The 17,586-nt window shown below is 27.1% G+C and carries 13 protein-coding genes and 1 pseudogene; 10 read left to right on the top strand and 4 right to left on the bottom strand.

Annotated features, from left to right (window positions below; genetic code table 11):
• Window positions 1-166: 166 nt before the first annotated feature.
• Both ACY1IQ_RS00065 and ACY1IQ_RS00070 read left to right on the top strand, forming a co-directional pair.
• Entirely contained in the window at window positions 167-877 is a 711-nt protein-coding gene (locus ACY1IQ_RS00065; protein ID WP_461612342.1) for an AraC family transcriptional regulator, read from the top strand.
• A 126-nt stretch (window positions 878-1,003) separates the two neighbouring features.
• Entirely contained in the window at window positions 1,004-1,774 is a 771-nt protein-coding gene (locus ACY1IQ_RS00070; protein ID WP_461612029.1) for an epoxyqueuosine reductase, read from the top strand.
• A gap of 853 nt (window positions 1,775-2,627) precedes the next feature.
• On the opposite strand, the gene ACY1IQ_RS00075 is transcribed toward ACY1IQ_RS00070, so the two are convergent.
• Complete coding sequence (locus tag ACY1IQ_RS00075) at window positions 2,628-3,089, bottom strand: helix-turn-helix domain-containing protein (protein ID WP_461612030.1); 462 nt, start codon at window positions 3,087-3,089, stop codon at window positions 2,628-2,630.
• Window positions 3,090-4,771: 1,682 nt separating this feature from the next.
• Between ACY1IQ_RS00075 and hflX the strand changes: the two genes are divergently transcribed.
• Window positions 4,772-6,589: a GTPase HflX gene (gene hflX, locus ACY1IQ_RS00080; RefSeq protein WP_461612031.1), complete on the top strand. Its 1,818-nt coding sequence runs from the start codon at window positions 4,772-4,774 to the stop codon at window positions 6,587-6,589.
• Window positions 6,590-6,979: 390 nt separating this feature from the next.
• On the opposite strand, the gene arcC is transcribed toward hflX, so the two are convergent.
• Together arcC and ACY1IQ_RS00090 are read right to left on the bottom strand one after the other, a co-directional pair.
• Window positions 6,980-7,930 carry a carbamate kinase gene (gene arcC / locus ACY1IQ_RS00085; RefSeq protein WP_461612032.1) on the bottom strand — a complete coding sequence of 317 codons (951 nt, stop codon included), beginning with the start codon at window positions 7,928-7,930 and terminating at the stop codon, window positions 6,980-6,982.
• A gap of 28 nt (window positions 7,931-7,958) precedes the next feature.
• Complete coding sequence (locus tag ACY1IQ_RS00090) at window positions 7,959-9,368, bottom strand: basic amino acid/polyamine antiporter (RefSeq protein WP_461612033.1); 1,410 nt, start codon at window positions 9,366-9,368, stop codon at window positions 7,959-7,961.
• An 885-nt stretch (window positions 9,369-10,253) separates the two neighbouring features.
• On the opposite strand from ACY1IQ_RS00090, the gene ACY1IQ_RS00095 reads away from it, so the two are divergent.
• From ACY1IQ_RS00095 to ACY1IQ_RS00120, 6 genes are all read left to right on the top strand, one after another.
• Complete coding sequence (locus ACY1IQ_RS00095; RefSeq protein WP_461612034.1) at window positions 10,254-10,793, top strand: sigma-70 family RNA polymerase sigma factor; 540 nt, start codon at window positions 10,254-10,256, stop codon at window positions 10,791-10,793.
• Window positions 10,794-10,811: 18 nt separating this feature from the next.
• Window positions 10,812-11,831 (top strand): DUF4179 domain-containing protein, encoded by a 1,020-nt coding sequence (locus tag ACY1IQ_RS00100; protein ID WP_461612035.1) that lies wholly within the window; start codon window positions 10,812-10,814, stop codon window positions 11,829-11,831.
• A 303-nt stretch (window positions 11,832-12,134) separates the two neighbouring features.
• Window positions 12,135-12,902 carry a prolyl oligopeptidase family serine peptidase gene (locus ACY1IQ_RS00105; protein WP_461612036.1) on the top strand — a complete coding sequence of 256 codons (768 nt, stop codon included), beginning with the start codon at window positions 12,135-12,137 and terminating at the stop codon, window positions 12,900-12,902.
• 97 nt (window positions 12,903-12,999) lie between these two features.
• The gene (locus ACY1IQ_RS00110) at window positions 13,000-14,046 is read left to right on the top strand and encodes an ArsR/SmtB family transcription factor (RefSeq protein ID WP_461612037.1); all 1,047 of its coding nucleotides are present in this window, start codon (window positions 13,000-13,002) and stop codon (window positions 14,044-14,046) included.
• 298 nt (window positions 14,047-14,344) lie between these two features.
• On the top strand, window positions 14,345-14,623 hold the full coding sequence (locus ACY1IQ_RS00115; protein ID WP_461612038.1) for a CD3324 family protein: 279 nt from the start codon (window positions 14,345-14,347) through the stop codon (window positions 14,621-14,623).
• A 357-nt stretch (window positions 14,624-14,980) separates the two neighbouring features.
• Window positions 14,981-15,715, top strand: coding sequence for a methyltransferase domain-containing protein (locus ACY1IQ_RS00120; protein ID WP_461612039.1), 735 nt, complete (start codon window positions 14,981-14,983; stop codon window positions 15,713-15,715).
• 127 nt (window positions 15,716-15,842) lie between these two features.
• Here the strand turns inward: ACY1IQ_RS00120 and ACY1IQ_RS00125 are convergent, their stop codons facing one another.
• Window positions 15,843-16,265 carry a pyridoxamine 5'-phosphate oxidase family protein gene (locus tag ACY1IQ_RS00125; RefSeq protein ID WP_461612040.1) on the bottom strand — a complete coding sequence of 141 codons (423 nt, stop codon included), beginning with the start codon at window positions 16,263-16,265 and terminating at the stop codon, window positions 15,843-15,845.
• A 133-nt stretch (window positions 16,266-16,398) separates the two neighbouring features.
• Here ACY1IQ_RS00125 and ACY1IQ_RS00130 point away from each other — a divergent pair.
• A pseudogene (locus ACY1IQ_RS00130) lies at window positions 16,399-17,331 on the top strand (helix-turn-helix transcriptional regulator).
• Window positions 17,332-17,586 lie beyond the last annotated feature (255 nt).

The following is a 17,586-nucleotide window of genomic DNA, read 5'->3' on the forward strand; positions in this document are numbered from 1 at the left end:
TAACTTCTATACATCCTATTACCTCTCTTAAGGATTAAAATAACTTTACTATATTTTGAGGTAAGGGCTTTCATCATAACAATATATATTTCAAAATAGTATGTTATAATAAGTTTATTGCGTCAATTTAGAATTATAGTATATAAAAAGAAAGAGGTGAATACTTCTGAATAGTATAAAATGTGAACGTAGAATATATGATTATAAACTTAATACACATGCTCATTTATATGCTCAATTGATTTTACCCATTCATGGAATACTTTATATAGAAACTAATTATAAAAAACTAGCACTAGACAATGAGCACTTGTTCTTTCTTCCTCCAGATTGTAAACATACCTTTAGAGCTAATAAAAGTAATGAATTCTTAGTTTTAGATATATCTAATAATATGCTTAATAAATATGATATGGAAAAAATGATAGGTGGAAGGGAATTTTTATTTGATGATAAATGGAAAGCTATAAGATATTTATTGTTAAATGAAGCTGACAATAAAAAAAGTTCTAGCTCCATTAATGACTTATTCCTCTACTGTTATCATTTTATTGCAGATGGAAGTATACCTGATTCTATAAAATATATTAACGAACATTTTACAGAAGATATAGATTTAAAAAAATTAGCAGATATTGAGCATTATAATATAAGTTATTATAGTGAATGGTTTAAAAATAAAATGAATGTCTCTCCTGTTGAATATATACAAAATCTAAGAGTGAAAAAAGCAAAAGAACTTCTTTTAAATACAAACTTAACAATTTTACAAATTTCTCAAATTGTGGGTTATGAACATAATTCATCATTTACTAGAGTATTTAAGTATTTAGAAAAAATATCACCTACAGAGTTTAGAAGAAAAATCAAAAAATAAGCTAAATACTAACTAGATTTTAGAAAAGACTTATCTAGTCAAAAAGTTATAATAATATGCAGGTAACATTTTAAAGGACTATTTTAAAATAGTTCTTTATTTTTTTAAATAGTTTAGGAGGTAAAAATGAATAATAAAATAGAAATAATTATAAAGCAATTTGTAGAACACTATTCAGAAATGAGAGATGTTGAAACTAAATGGAAAGAACCTTTGGTAGCATATGCAGATGCAATGGATGAAATGTTTTATAATCTTAAAGATGCAGTAAGTCCTTCTCATGCAATACCTCAAGATTTTTTACCAGAAGCTAAAACCGTAGTAGCATATTTTATACCTTTTGATGAAGTTGTAGTTGAAAGTAATATAGAAGGAAAAGAAAGTTCGAAAGTTTGGGCAAAAGCATATGTAGAAACTAATCAACTAATATTAGATTTAAATACTTTTATTAAAAATGAATTACAAAAATTAGGGTACAAATCGAACATTATGCCAGCAACACATAATTTTGATAATGAAAAATTGATTAGTGATTGGTCTCATAGACATGTTGCCTTTATTGCTGGGTTAGGAAAATTTGGACTGAACAATATGCTAATTACTGACAAAGGATGTTGTGGAAGGGTTGGTAGTTTTATAACTGATTTAAAGATAGAGCCTACTAAAAGAAAAAATGAAGAGAATTGTTTATATAAGCATATGAATGTATGCAAAAAATGTGTGGATAGATGTGTAAATAATGCTTTAAAAGTTGATTATTTTGACATACATAAATGTTATGAAATGTGTTTGCATAACGATAAAATTCATTCAGATATTGGGCTGTCAGATGTTTGTGGCAAATGTTTAGTTAACGTTCCTTGTTCTAAAACTAATCCAGTAAAAATAAATAAATAGTTCTGTTAATATATATTATTCTTATATTGTGTAATAAAGGATCCTTTATAATAGAAATGACGGATCCTTTATTTAGGAAATTTTTTATTTCAAATTACCTTATCAAATCAAATGAAAAATTACTCTTTTACACTAAAACTATTTATTCATCTAATTTATTTTTTAATATAAACAAATTCATTAAATGATAAATAGTTATTACAACTAATACTGATAAAAGTAAATTACCAGAGCTTATTATTGTTAAGTCTTATTCTTATGTCTTTCTCAAGTATAGGAAAATCTATACTTTTTATAAATATTAAATACAGAAATTCCAAATTCTAATAAACTAGCTATAACTAAAGGAAAAATATCTTAATATTTTTATTTTTTTATAAATAGTTTTAAATTAATATAATTTGATAAAATAATAAAAATAATGAGTCTATTAAATATTCTATAAAGTTACATTATATTTTTAAATGAAATCATCATATATAATTTATATCATTAAAATTAACGAACTTAAAACTGATATTAAAGTAAGTATAATATTAACTGTTCTTAATTTATAATTTATTTTTGTGAGTTTCTTTTTTAATATCCTCACTATATCATACAATAAGAAAATAAATTAGCTATTATTATTCCTAACATAATAGGTATAGTTAACTAAGGATAACTACAATATACAATTACTGTTTTATTATGTTTTTATAAAATATGAAACTTCTATAAAACTATTAGTAAACCTTCTGATTTATTCTTCTTTTGTTCAACCACAATAATATATTGCTATGTTTAATTTGGTTTTTGATTCTGTATTTTTGATTATCTATATCAAAGTAATAACCAAACCGTTAACTCAATTTTATAATATTAAATTGAAAAATAATAAAATGCTATTCCTAACAACCCAAGAATTCATTGAAATAATTTGAGATACATTATATACATCTCCATGTAAGTAAATTAATGCTCCTATAGCTAAAATTAAATAAGTTATAATAGTACTTCGATGAAACTTATTACCTGCATCTTCCAATAAACAAGAATAAGCTCTTTTTCTTTCTTCCTTATTTATATCTTCTACATCATATTTATCACTTTTTAAATACTTATTTTCTATACTTCCTCTTAAAAGTTCATCTACACTTATTTCTAGTAATTCAGCTAATTTAGGCAATGTAGTAATTTCAGGATAACTTTCTCCTCTTTCCCATTTTGAAACCGCTCTATCTGAAACATTAAGATAATTAGCAACGTCCTTTTGAGTCATATTTTTCTTTTTACGTATTTCTGTAATTAGCCTCCCAGTCTCTAAAGTAGCCATTTTAAATCATCCCCTTTTCATACTTATGGTATTATAAAAGCTCTATAAATATCAAGGAATCTGTAATTGAATCAACTCAACCACTGATAGAATTTCTTGCAATCCTAACGATATCAATGCTTTTCATGTTGTTAATATTTACTATGATAAAGTTAAGCTGACTATGAATACAAATATTCCTTCTACCAAAATATTCAATACTATTATCAAATTTAAAATTTTTATATTGGTTATTTTGAAAAGCAAAATCAAAGAACATAAACTTAATATTTTAACCACAAAATCTTAAAGTAATTTTATCTTAACTTTTTTATTAATGAAAAAGGTATTTACAACTAGATGAATTTAGTTTACAATAAATGTATAAAATATATTAAAAGTTCTGAAAGGAGGCTGTAAAATGTTAATTTACAAAGATAGAATTAAAATCCCTAAACAATACTATATACAGTCTGCTGTCAGTAAATTATTTATGTTAAGATTTAATAATATCTTGCATTATTTATGTGTATAAAATTTTGACCGCAGACTTCATATCTGCGGTTTTATTATATTCTATAGATATTAATGTGAATTACTTTTTCAGTTTTATTCGATTGCAAACTACTGATATACTATCCTATATAAGTAAAATAATCAGTAACACTACTCTAAATAAACTTTTCTAAGTTCAATGAAAGTAATTCAAACTACAGTGAAAGTAAAGATCACCTTATATCTATTTAAATTTGTATATAATTACCGCAGAGAAAATCTGCGGTTTTTTTAATTTGTGATTTTATCCTATGTCTATTGCTGTTAATGCTGCTTCTTTTACAACAAGTAGGTAACCAGTTATATCATCATGGATAACTTCTTCTAATCTTCTATTAGAGTACAGTATTACTCTTAAGTTAACTCTATATGAAGATAAGAATCACTTTATCAATATTTTAGCCGCAGTGCAATGGAATACTCTTAGAGTTTCCATTGTTTCTGCGGCTTTTATATATTTATTCTATATCTATTATTGCTAACACTTTCTATTATCAAATTTAAGTTAAGTAATAATAGGATTATTAATAAGCTCTTTTTAGCCTTAGATGTAATAAATTATTATCGCTAAGAACGCTTATGACTTAAAAAATAGCTAACACAAATTTATCTTAGGAGGGTTTAAAAATGAGCCTAAAATAAAAACGCTGCGGTCAGTAGTACATTTAAATTTTTAAAAAGATATACTTTTATTCTAGATTTAAGGTATAGCTCAATATAACTGCATCCTTGAGTATTTCAATTCACAATTCTCAATGCACAATTCACAGTTATGGACATTTCTTAGCTGAAGCTGAGAAATTTAGAATTGACGATTGAGAATGGATAATTATTGATACTTCTCTTTTATGTGAAAAACTTGAATTAATTTATTTCTAAAGTGATGCAGTCACTTTTATTAAAATATCTATTTAAAGAAATTAATTTACAAAATTAATTTCAACCTTAATTGTGAATTGTGAACTGTGAATTGTGCATTATTTTAAGTTGCGAATTTTAATATTTAAGGACGTAACTATATTTGAATATACATTAACTTTTCAAATAGTATGTCTATAATAGGAGGCAAAAAATGAGGTTAAGATTTTTATAGATAGAAAGAAATTTTAAAATATTATTATGATAGATATTTAATTGGAGGAAATTATATGATAACAGGAAATATTAATGGAATAAAAAAAATAATACTTGAAAAGCTAGAGGGTTTATATGAACTTACAATAGATAGTCACAGGATTTTTTCTTATGAATTAGTAGAAAAAATCAATGAAATTAGTAGAACTATAAAGAAAGAAATATGCGTAGTTATTAATAGACGTGGAAAAATTACTGCAATTTCAGTTGGTAAAATTAATAATGTTGAAATACCACATATAAATGTTACAGATAAAAAGCTAAGTGGATTTAGGGTAATTCATACTCATCCTACTGGTGAAAGTAAGCTATCTTCAATGGACATTTCAGCCTTAGTAGATTTAAAATTAGATGCTATTGTTGCCATTGGAGTTAAAGAAAATATAAAAGATACCAATATAAATATAGGCTTCTGCGATGTTTATAATAATAGCCTGACCTTTAGAGAACTTGAAAATCTAAGTCTAGAAGATTCTTTACAATTAAACTTTAAAGATAATATAGATTATATTGATAAAATAATTGGTGATGTAGTGCAATGTGAAAATGATGTTGAAAGAGCTATTTTAGTGGGAACTGATAGTGAAGAAAGTCTTGAAGAACTTAGTAATCTTGCCAAAGCTTGCAATGTTGTTCCTATATACAAAATATTTCAAAAGAAGAACAAAGTGCATTCTGCTTATTATGCAGGACAAGGTAAAGTTCAAGAAATAGCGCATTTAAGACAGCTTAAAAATGCTAATGTAGTAATATTTGATGATGAGTTATCAGGTTCTCAAATTAGAAATTTAGAAGAAGCTATTAAATGTAAAGTAATAGATAGAACAACCTTAATTCTAGATATCTTTGCAAGGCGCGCTAAGAGTAAAGAAAGTATATTGCAAGTTGAGCTGACTATGCTTACTCATAAACTTTCTAGATTAAGAAATGCAAATGCAAATCTTGCAAGAATTAAAGGTGGTGTTGGAGTAAAAGGTGGTGTTGGCTCAAAAGGACCTGGAGAGAGAAAACTCGAAACTGACAAAAGACACATTGAAAGCAGAATAGAAGAAATAAAAAATGAGCTATCTAAAATAATAAATCAAAGAGCTATTCAGAAAGTAAAAAGATCTAAAAATAATATTAGTAAAGTCGCTATTGTAGGATATACTAATGCAGGTAAATCAACTTTAAGAAATAAAATATGTAAAATTGCTGCTTCTAATATTATAAATAAAGAAGGTGTTCTAGAAGCTGATATGCTTTTTGCAACATTAGATACTACTGTTAGAGCTATAACACTAAGTGATAACAGAAAAATTACTCTTTCTGATACTGTTGGTTTTATCAGTAAACTTCCTCACGAACTTGTTGAGTCATTTAAATCAACCTTAGAAGAAGTAATTGAAGCGGATTTACTCTTGCATGTGGTAGATGGATCAAATAAAGAAGCAATAAAACAAATAAAATCAGTAAATATGGTTCTTAATGAGCTTAATGCTAAAGATAAAAACACTATAGTTATTTTAAATAAAATTGATAAAGCTTCTAATAAAAATTTAGAGGAAATAAAAGACTTCTTAAAAAATGAAAAAATAGTAGAAATTAGTGCTATAAATGAAATAAACTTAAATGAATTGCTTCACATGATAGGTAAAGAGATTCCAATTAAATTGGTAGAAAAAGATTTTATTATACCTTATAGTGAACAAGAACTGGTTTCAATGCTTCATGAAAATTCCAATATCATTAATGAAGATTACATTGAAGAAGGAACTCGCATTAAAGCCTTAGTTCATGAAGAAATTTATAAAAAGTGTATGGACTTTGAAGTAAAAACCTTCATCAATTGAAAATTGACAATGGACAATTGAGAATTAAAGTGGAAATTAGTTTTAGTCAAACTAATTTCTTTAATAGATTTTAAACTAGCAATTCTATTGCTAGTTTTTTGTAGCGGCGAACATTGTTAGCCAGTTTTTTGCATATATAGTATCATCAAATGTTATTACCATAATTATATGAATATGATTTTGTGATTTCTGAAGAACACTGTTCTCCCCTACAGTTTAATGAATTGAGAATTGACGATAAATAATTAACAACTTATGAATATGATTTGATTTTCTGAAGAATACTGTTAGGCCTTACAATCAGTCAATTGAGAATAGAAATTTGACAACAATAATAAAAGTATAGTTACATATTAAATTAACTATACTTTCATTTATGTACTATAAAATTTATTTTACTATTGTTGTTCCTGTTAATCCATTAATTGCTTCTTTTGCTTTTTCAAGAGAAGTTATAATTGCTTTTCTACCTTCTTTTGATTCCACAAAATTCATAGCTGCTTTTACTTTAGGAAGCATTGAACCTGGTGCAAAATGTCCTTCTTGTATATATTTTTCTGCATCACTTAATGTTAAATTTGAAAGATTCTTTTGATCTGGCTTTCCAAAATTAATAGCTACTTGCTCTACAGCTGTTAATACAATAAATGTATCAGCATTTAATAGCTGTGCTATTTTACAAGATGCAAAGTCCTTATCAATTACTGCTGGTACCCCTTCAAGAATTCCATTTCCTTTATCTATTACTGGTATACCACCACCACCAACAGTTATAACAACATGCCCTGCATCAACTAAAGTTCTGATAATAGGTTCTTCAACTACAGATACTGGCATAGGTGAAGGAACTACTCTTCTCCATCCTCTATTAGAATCTTCTTTCATTGCATATCCTTTTTCTTGTATTAATTTTTGCGCTTGCTCTTCTGTAAAAAATGAACCTACTGGTTTGGTAGGATTTTTAAATCCTTCATCATTCTTATCGACTACAACTTGAGTTATAACTGTCGCAACTTCTTTATTTATACTTCTCTTTTTAAGTTCTTCTCTTATAGCCTGTTGAAGATGATATCCAATATATCCTTGGCTCATGGCTCCACATTCTGGGAAAGGCATTATTGGATTATTTTCATTTACATATGCTGCAATTTCATAAGTAGCTACAATTTGACCTACTTGAGGTCCATTACCATGTGCTATAATTACTTCATGCCCTTCTTGAATTAAATCTACAATAGCCTGTGAGGTTTCTTTTGCTGTTGTTAATTGAGTCTCTGCTGTAGTATCTTTTGGATTAGCTTGAAGTGCATTTCCTCCAAGTGCTATTACTATTCTTGACATTTATACTTCTCCTTTCTTTATAAATACTTTATTGTAACTGTATTCTTCCAGTTCCAATCATTACTATCATAAATATTGCTAGTAATATTATTATTGCCATTGCTCCTTTTTCTTTTGAAGTAATTTCTTTATTTTTTTCTTTTTTAGCTTTTACATAAATACCTGTTCCTAATGCATACATTATTAGCGTGGCGCCTAAATATTGTAATCCTACTGCAAAAATTACATATAAGGAATAAATTGATGCAAGTATTGATATAGTCATGTCTTTAGCCCCTAATTTATCTTCTCTTGAAACTTTAATAGCATATAAACTTGAAAATAAATAGGGAATTAATATACATGTAGTGGCAATTAAAAATATATTACTGTATGCCGATTGAAGTACTGGTAAAAGTAATGATAGTAAAAAAATCTGAGTTAATATATCTGTTAATAATAGTGAATTTGAAGGAGCTCCATTTTTATTTTGTTTTGCAAACCATTTTGGCATTGTTCCGCCTTTTGCAGCAACATAAGGAATTTCTGCTGCAAGCATTACCCAACTAATTAAACAACCTAGCAGAGAAACAATTAGTCCTAATTTAACTATTAGTGGCCCTGATCTACCTATCATAGTTCTTGCTAATACATCAGCAAGTGGAGTTTGCGAATTTAAAAGTATTTCTCCTGGAACTACCCCCATTGATACTACGGAAACAAGCATATATAAAGCTAATGTTATAACTAAGCTTAAAATTGTTGCAGCTCCAACAATTTTAGATGATTTAGCTTTTTCTGATAATACAGTAGCAGCCTCTACTCCAATAAAGCACCATAAGATAATTCCCATTGCACTATTAACTTGTTTAAATAGGCTAGTTGGCTCACCGGTAGCAACAAGTATTGATTTCCAATTTTCTACATTAAATATTTTTAAATCAAATACAGTAAATCCTAAGATAATCACTAATAATAATGGAATTACTTTTGCAATTGTTGCTATTGCATTTATTATACCTGCACTTTTAGTTCCTCTTAGCTGAATCCAATGTACTGTCCAAAGTACTAAAGATGCTATTAAAAATGATACTATAGGCCTCATTTCACCAACTAAACTATTAAAAGTTTTAAACATAAGAATAAAAAAAGCAACATTTCCAAGCCATGCACTTAGCCAATATCCCCAAGCTGAATTGAAACCTGTAAAGTCACCAAACCCTTCCTTAGCATAAGTAAAAATTCCTCCTATAAGTTTTGGCCTTTTATTTGCAAGTAATTGAAATACTAAAGCTAAAAATATAACTCCAATACCACCAATAGTCCAGGATAATAACACTGCTTGTGGATTTGTATTACTAATAAGATCAGTAGGACTGTTAAATATTCCTCCACCAATCATTGAGCCTACTCCAAGAGCAACTAATAACGATAATCCTAACTTTTTATCACCATCCATTTGTTTTGCTCCTTTTCTTTAGTCTTATTATTTTTAAAAAGCTCCAAAAGTTTTGACTATGGAGTTTTAACAATAATTCGTATTTTTCATTGTCAATTTTTGATTCTTAGAAAAAATTTTGTGTGATTAAAACTAATTCTTTATGAGCTAATTTATTTAACTGATTTTTACTACCAATTATATTGCTAGCTTTTCACCTCTGGGGAACAGCTTAATCAATTGAGAATTGAGAATGGAAAATTGATAATTATGGTTGAAATTAATTTTGTAAATTAATTTTTTTAGATAGATTTTTAATAAAACAATTTCAGGCTTCTCCATAAAGGAGAAGTATCAATAATTGTCCATTGTCGATCGTCAATTCTCAATTGTATAAGGGTTCCCCTGAGGTGCAGTATAGTTTGGAATAATACTAATAAATTTAATCAATATTATTAAGAGACTACAATTGCTAGTTTTCTGTAGGGTCGAACATTGTTCACCAGTTCTTTAAATATAGCACAATCAAATACTACCACCATAATTATATGAATATGATTTGGCTTTTCTGGAGAACACTGTTCTTCGCTACAGCTTAATCAATGGAGAATCGAGAATGGAAAATTGACGATTGTAGTTGAAATTAATTTTGCAAATTAATTTCTTAAAATAGATTTTTTAAGAAAAGTGACCGTGTCACTTCAAAAAGAATGCATGAATTCACTTGTGACAGCATTAAAAAATATTGAGAGCAGTGCGTAAATTAAAATAAGATCTCTACAAAGTAATGTAGGGGTCTTATTTTGTTTTTAAAAGAAATTTATTATTTTGATAGAATTGGTCTTAATTGAAGCGAAGTATATAGTGTAAGGTAAAAACAAGCTTGTTTAATAGAAGGAGTAAAAAATGAGAATTTCTGATAAAAATTTTATAAATCAGCTAAAAATGAAAAATGAAGAAGCCATAGAATATGTTCTAGACAACTATGGGTGGATTATTAAGGCTACAGTAAGAAAACATTTGTATAACTTAGTTGATCATCAAGAAGAGTGTATAAATGATATACTTTTAGCCATTTGGAATAACATAGATAGTTTTGATGAAAGTAGAAGTGAATTTAAGAACTGGTTAGCTGGAGTTGCAAAGTATAAAGCTATTGACTATAAGAGAAAATATTTAAAAAATTTGGAATATGACAATATAGAAGATTTAAATATCAGTGTAGAAGATTCTGCTCATAAGGAGCTTACCTCGAAGGAATTAAATGAGGATTTAGAAGAATTATTAAATTGTTTAAAGGAAGAAGATAGACAACTTTTCATTAAATTATATGTGGAAGAAAAAGATATGAATGAGGTAAGTAAGGAAACAGGACTTAAAAAAGACGTAATCTATAACAGACTGTCTAGAGGAAAAATGAAAATAAAAAATTATTCAAAATTGTAGAAAGTAGAGGATAGTATTATGGCAAAGAATATATATGATATGTTGAATGATAACTCAATAAATTTAGAGGAATTAGAAAAAGAAGGCTTTAATGATATTGAAAAGAGAAGAATAAAAAACAGATTTAAGAAAACTATTCATAAAGGTAGAAATAGGAAAAACAAAGGGGTTGCAGTAGCAGTAGCTGCAGGAGTACTAGCGGTTACATTGTTTGGAACTAATATTGGAAATGAGGCAGTAGCAAAGATAAGATTAATGGCCTTTGATATAGGCAATTACTTAGGGACTAATAAAGATTTATCAGATTATAAAACTATAGTGGGTAAGACTATAACTAAAGATGGAGTAACAATTCAATTAAATGAAGTTATCCTAAATAAGGATGAATTAATTGTTTCCACAACTTTAAAGTTAGACACTAAACTAGAAGAACCTGGCCATATAGGAACAGAAGAAACTGTTTATATAAATGGTAAGAATATATTTGGTGGCGTAGGTGGTTCATCTAAACAAATAGATGATTATACCATGGAGAGCGTAATGTCCTATAAATTAAATGAAGAGATTCCAAACGGGGATTTAAATGTAAAGATAGAATATGAAAATGCATATATTAATGAAGTAGAGAAAAGAAAAGGACCTTGGTTATTTGAATTTAAAACTAATGGAGATCAGTTAACTATAGAGACAACAGAGAGTAATATAGATTATGATTTTAAATTAGAAAATGGCAATAAAGTAATATTAGAAAAATACACTAGTAATGCAGTAGGACAAAGAATTTATTATTCAGCAGAGGGTAAAGGAGTCACATATGATATTGAATTAAGAGGAAAAGATGATTTAGGAAATGAAATTATGTTTAAGCTTACAAGCCAATCTCATGGAAAAGGAATAATGAAGGGATTTAATATTTCAGATGATGCAAAGACATTAACACTTACGCCTTATGCAGTAGCTTTCCCTAAAGAGAGTGGAAAAATGAGCAATGATTTCAAACAGGTAGGAGAGGAATTTACTATTGAAATAAATAAGTAAAATTAATTTTAGATTGATTGGGTGCTGATTAGTACCCAATTTTTTTATAGGCTTTAGTCTATGGAACTTGTAATTTTGGGAAATATAAAACCATCTTTTTATTTAATATAAGTACTTAGTTAATAAGAAATTAATTTTAGGAAAAATGCTAATATCCTTACAGTGAATTGCTTTTTATAAATTTGTAAATATTGACAATAGAATATGAGTAGATTACAATTTATTTAGATAGTATTTTAAAATGATTTTTAAAATACATCTAAATAAGTTAAGTTTGATGATAAATAATAGGGGGTTATGAAAATGCTGTGGTCAATTTTTGAGTATGAAAATAGTTTTATTACCACTACAAAGGAAGAAATTAATGGGATTTCATGTTTAAAATTTAAGCCGAAGGGATATAAAGGGTTAATGCCAACAGTGATTTTTTATCATGGATGGCACTCAAGTAAAGATTTTATAAGATTTAAAGCATTAATACTTGCTACTAATGGATATCAAGTAATTGTACCAGATGCACTACATCATGGAGATAGAGATCCAATTGATCATGATGATTCACAAAATCTTGAAAGATATTTGTGGAAAATAATACTTCAAAGTGTTGTGGAATCTAAAAAATTTATAGAGTCAATTATAAAGGATCATGAAGCTGATCCTGAAAGGATTGGAATTACTGGTAGTTCTATGGGGGCAATTACTGCTGGTGGAATTTTTATTGATAATCCTAATATAAAATGTCTTGTTGGATTTAATGGAAACTTTGCATGGCAGGACTCTATTAAAAAGGATTATTTGCCTCAAGTCAGTGAAGATAATAAGAAACTAATAGAATACTACGATCCTATGAATAATGGAGATAAATTAAAAGAAAGAGCTATCTTAATACTACATGGTACAGAGGATACTTCAGTACCAATTGAAAGCCAAAGGATATTTTTTAATAAAATCCTACCATTATATGTTGAAAATCCAGAGGAGTTTCAGTTTATAGAAGAAGATAAGGTAGATCATAAAATAACTACAGGTATGATGGAGCAGGCAGTAATGTGGTTTAAAAAATATCTTTAATTAATATAAACTTAAAAATTTATAACTTTGATAGTGAGAAATTGCCAAGGAAATAGTCAAATACGTATAGTGACTCAGCATTAATGGAGGAAAAAAGATGGAGATAATTTTTAGCCCAAAGGCAGGGGAGATTTATAGTTTATTTACTAGTCTTTATCTTGGGTGGAATGTACACATACTTGAAAAGCATATAAGCATCTTTGGAATAACATTAAAAAAAGAACTCAAAGAGGAGTATTACTATATAAATGAAATACACAATGATAAGAAAGAGCAAATGGATTTCTTTTTTGATAATGAATCAAAAATCTTTAGAGCTTTTATGATTTTTGAAAAAATATGGGAAAGCAAATCTATTGAAGAATATATTAATTTTATTGAGGATATAAGCGAACATTCATTAAAAACAATCTTGGTAAAGACGTTGATAGATGACAAACTTAAAAATGATGATTATTGTATAGAAAAGATTGCAAACAATAAAGAGAATACTTTAAATTTTATCAAAGAACTTGATATTAATAAGTCATCAAAATGGGATATTTACTGCTTTATAGATAATATTGAGAAATATAAACAGGAATTTATCATTTTAATCAAAGATTATATTCCTACATTTAATAAGTTATACAAGAAGCAAAGTAAGTTTATTGATGAAATTAATAACTATATAACGAAAGGAATTAATTCTACAGGAGTTGAATTTATCAAGGAATATACAAATAATTTTATCAGTTTAAAAGACTTCAAAAAAATATATATAGCTAATTCCTACTTTGATAGTTATTTAATCTACTTTACCTTAAGAAGCAATACAGAAAATTGCTATCTAGTAGTAGGACCTTATCATAAGGAAATTATTAATCAAAATGATTATATGGAAACATATCTTAAAATTCTTAAAAACCTCTGTGACAAAACAAGGTTTGGCATTATGAAGTATATATTAGATGATAAGAGATATGGACAAGAGATAGCTGAGAAATTTAATATTTCAAATGCCAGTGTTTCTTATCACATGAATAATTTACTTTTATTAAATTTAGTTGAAATATCTAAACAAGATAATAAGGTATTCTACAAGCTAAACAAGAAGAGAATATCAGAAACTATTAAGTTTTTAGAGGATGAATTTTGTTTATAATATTTTAAGGAAGATTACTAATTAGTAAGTTTTTATTGATCTATTAATCCTACAGTGCTTAATATAAAATTATATTATATTTATGTTAAAGTATATTAGTAAAGTGTTTTTTATTAAGGGGGGACAATATATGTATAGTACAGATCATTTAGTAATTGCATCAAGCTCCGAGCAAAAACTGTAGAGTACAGAACATATTTTGTTAGGAGCTATTTTAGAAATTAACAGTTTATCAAAATAGTTTTGTGCAGTTTTTGCATCAGTATTTACATTAATAATAGTGAATAGGAGCAAAAATATGAAATATGAAAATGCACAAAATATATTACCAAATGATATTATAGAAAAACTTCAACAGTATGCTGATGGAATATATTTATATATACCGACAAAAGATGATAATAAAAAATCTTGGGGGGAAGATAGTGGTTTTAAAGATGAGTTAGTTAAAAGAAATATAGAAATATATGATAAATTTCTTTTAGGAGTCTCAGTTAAAGAGCTGGCTAATAGCTACTATCTTTCTGAAAGTAGTATAAGAAGAATAATAAGAAAATATAGATTATTAAAAAGATAAACAATAAAAGAGATATTTGTATAAAAGCAAATATCTCTTTTATTTAGGCATCTTCAAAAAATAAATAAGTCAGAATACTCGTCTATTTTGTGTTATAATGAGTCAACAGAATTCTTAGATAGTTCTACTATCTGTGGAACCTGTTTCCTTGTCTAACTCAAAATATACTTCCCATCTTTGACTTATTATTTATTTTCAGATGCCTTATACAAGATTATAAATGAGACAGAATTGTTTATGTACTAACTTTATTAACTTGTGTTGTAGTATTATTTTTATAACATAGTTATTCATACAGAATTTAATAGGATTATTAGAAAACTATATGATATAAGTAAAGAATTGGGAGGATAAATTATGAAAGAGAATAAATATGATAATATAGATTTTTTTAATCAATACAAACAAATGCCACGTTCAGTTGGGGGATTGAAAGCAGCAGGAGAATGGCATGTATTTAAAAAGATGTTACCGAGCTTAGATAATAAACGTGTCTTAGATTTAGGTTGTGGTTTTGGTTGGCATTGTAGATATGCAGTTGAACAAGGTGCAAAGTCTGTAGTAGGTATCGATATTTCAGAAAGAATGCTCAGTGAGGCTAAAAAGAATACAAAATACACATCAATAGAATATATTAAAATGCCAATTGAAAATATTAATTATCCAGAAGATACATTTGATGTAGTCATTAGCTCATTAGCATTTCATTATATAGAATCAATTAAAGATATTTTTAATAAAGTTAATACTTGTCTTACAAGCGGTGGAAATTTTGTTTTTTCAGTTGAACATCCTATCTTTACATCTAATGAAAAACAAAATTGGTATAATGATGAGCAGGGGAATATATTGCACTGGCCAGTTGATAACTATTTCTATGAAGGAATACGTGAGACTAATTTTTTAGGCGAGGGTGTTTTAAAATATCATAGAACTATTACAACTTATGTAAATAGCCTTATTCAATCAGGCTTTGAAATAGTAGAGATTATTGAACCAAAGCCAGATCCGGAATTATTAAAAACAAACACAGAAATGAAACATGAATTACGAAGACCAATATTTCTTATAATATCTGCTAGGAAAAAATAAAGTATTATTAATTTAGGGTAGGAACTTATTTCAAATAAAAATCTGTCATTTGTCTATAGTAAATTGATTAATTAATAAAACAATTGCCCTACTACCTGTAAAAGTTAGTAGGACAGTTTTTTTGAGATTATAAAATTATGTTACTAGAGTGAGTTAAATCTAATGTCACTGCAGCTTCTTTAAAATGAATTTCATAAAGAACCAACTGATCTCCAACTTGTTCTATTGTCATTTCATAATCAGGAATTTTTTTAACAAATCCATCTTTTAAATCATATATTGTTAAATTACTTTTTTGAATTATTGCCTCAGTAACTCGAATGTGTTCATTCCCCTTAGGTGGAACAGTGGTAAATGCTATTATATTGTTTTTCGAAAATTCCTCTACCTTTTTATTATCTTTAAAAGTTGAAAAATACACGATCCCTTTCTTCTTAGTATCATAATAGAAATTTACAATCCTAACATTTGGGATATTGTCTACACAAGTTGCTAAAGCTATCTCACCTTGCTCTGTCATAATTCTATTAAATTCTTGTAAAAAATCCATTTATATTCCTCCTCTTATAAGTATATTAAAACTATAGAATACCTTCTATAGTTTTAATATAGCACGCAAAACTTGACACCATTATGTCAAGTTTTTAAAATTAGTGTATATATGATTTTAAGGAGCGATACAATTGAAAATAGATAGATTAATGTCCATAGTCGTGATATTACTAAATTGTGAAAGAATCAGTGCAACAAAACTTGCTGAAATGTTTGAGGTTACACCTAGAACCATATATAGGGATATAGAAGCAATATCTTTAGCAGGTATACCAATTGTTACTCACAGCGGTGTTAATGGTGGTATTAGCATAATACCTGAATATAAAGTAGATAAAAAATTTTTTACTACTTCGGATATTTCAACACTGTTAATGGGACTTGGAAGCATTTCGACAACGCTATCTCATAAAGAAATTATAGATACGCTAGAAAAAGTAAAAAGCTTACTTCCAAAAGAACAATTTAAGGATATTGAATTAAAAGCAAATCAAATAATCATAGATCTCACCACATGGATGGGAAATAAAAATTTTCAACCAAACCTTGAAAAAATAAAAGAAGCTCTAAATGACAGTAAATATCTATTATTTGAATATTATAGTGGGAAAAGAGAAAAAAATAATCGCTGCATTGAACCTTATAAATTGATATTAAAAGAAGGAAATTGGTATTTACAAGGTTACTGCACTTTGAGGAATGATTTTCGTGTTTTTAAACTATCTCGAATTTCAAATCTTTAAGTTTCAGATTCTACATTTGTACCACGAGAATTTCAAGAAAAACCATTGGATGGAAGTGGTTGGATAGATAAAAGACTTATCACAATTAAACTTTTGGTTGATTGGTCTCTTAGAGAGCAAATGGTTGAACGCTGTGGGGAAGAAAATATTAAGCCTTATGGCAATGATCAATTTATAGTTAATTTTCCATTTGTAGAAGATGACTTAGGATACAATATTTTGCTAGGATTTGGAGATAAATGTGAATGCTTAGGCCCTGAAAATGTACGTAGAGAGCTTATTCATCGTATTAAAAAATTATCGAAGATTTATAATAAATAATATTTATAAAAGAATATAATAGAAATTTGAATTTGAATTTGAAATATATTAATTATATAACTGACCAGTTAAAACATAATAATATTCTAATAGTTAAAAGTAATAAATTAAAGATAATTTAGAGAACATGAATTCTTTGGAGTAAATTGTCCTTATAAAGAGATGAAATACAAATTTATAGATTAAGTTATTAAAGAGTTATGAGCTAAAGAGAAATATAGCTGGAATAATAAAATTTTATAAGTATAAACTAAA

The sequence above is a fragment of the Clostridium sp. Marseille-QA1073 genome (assembly GCF_054863625.1).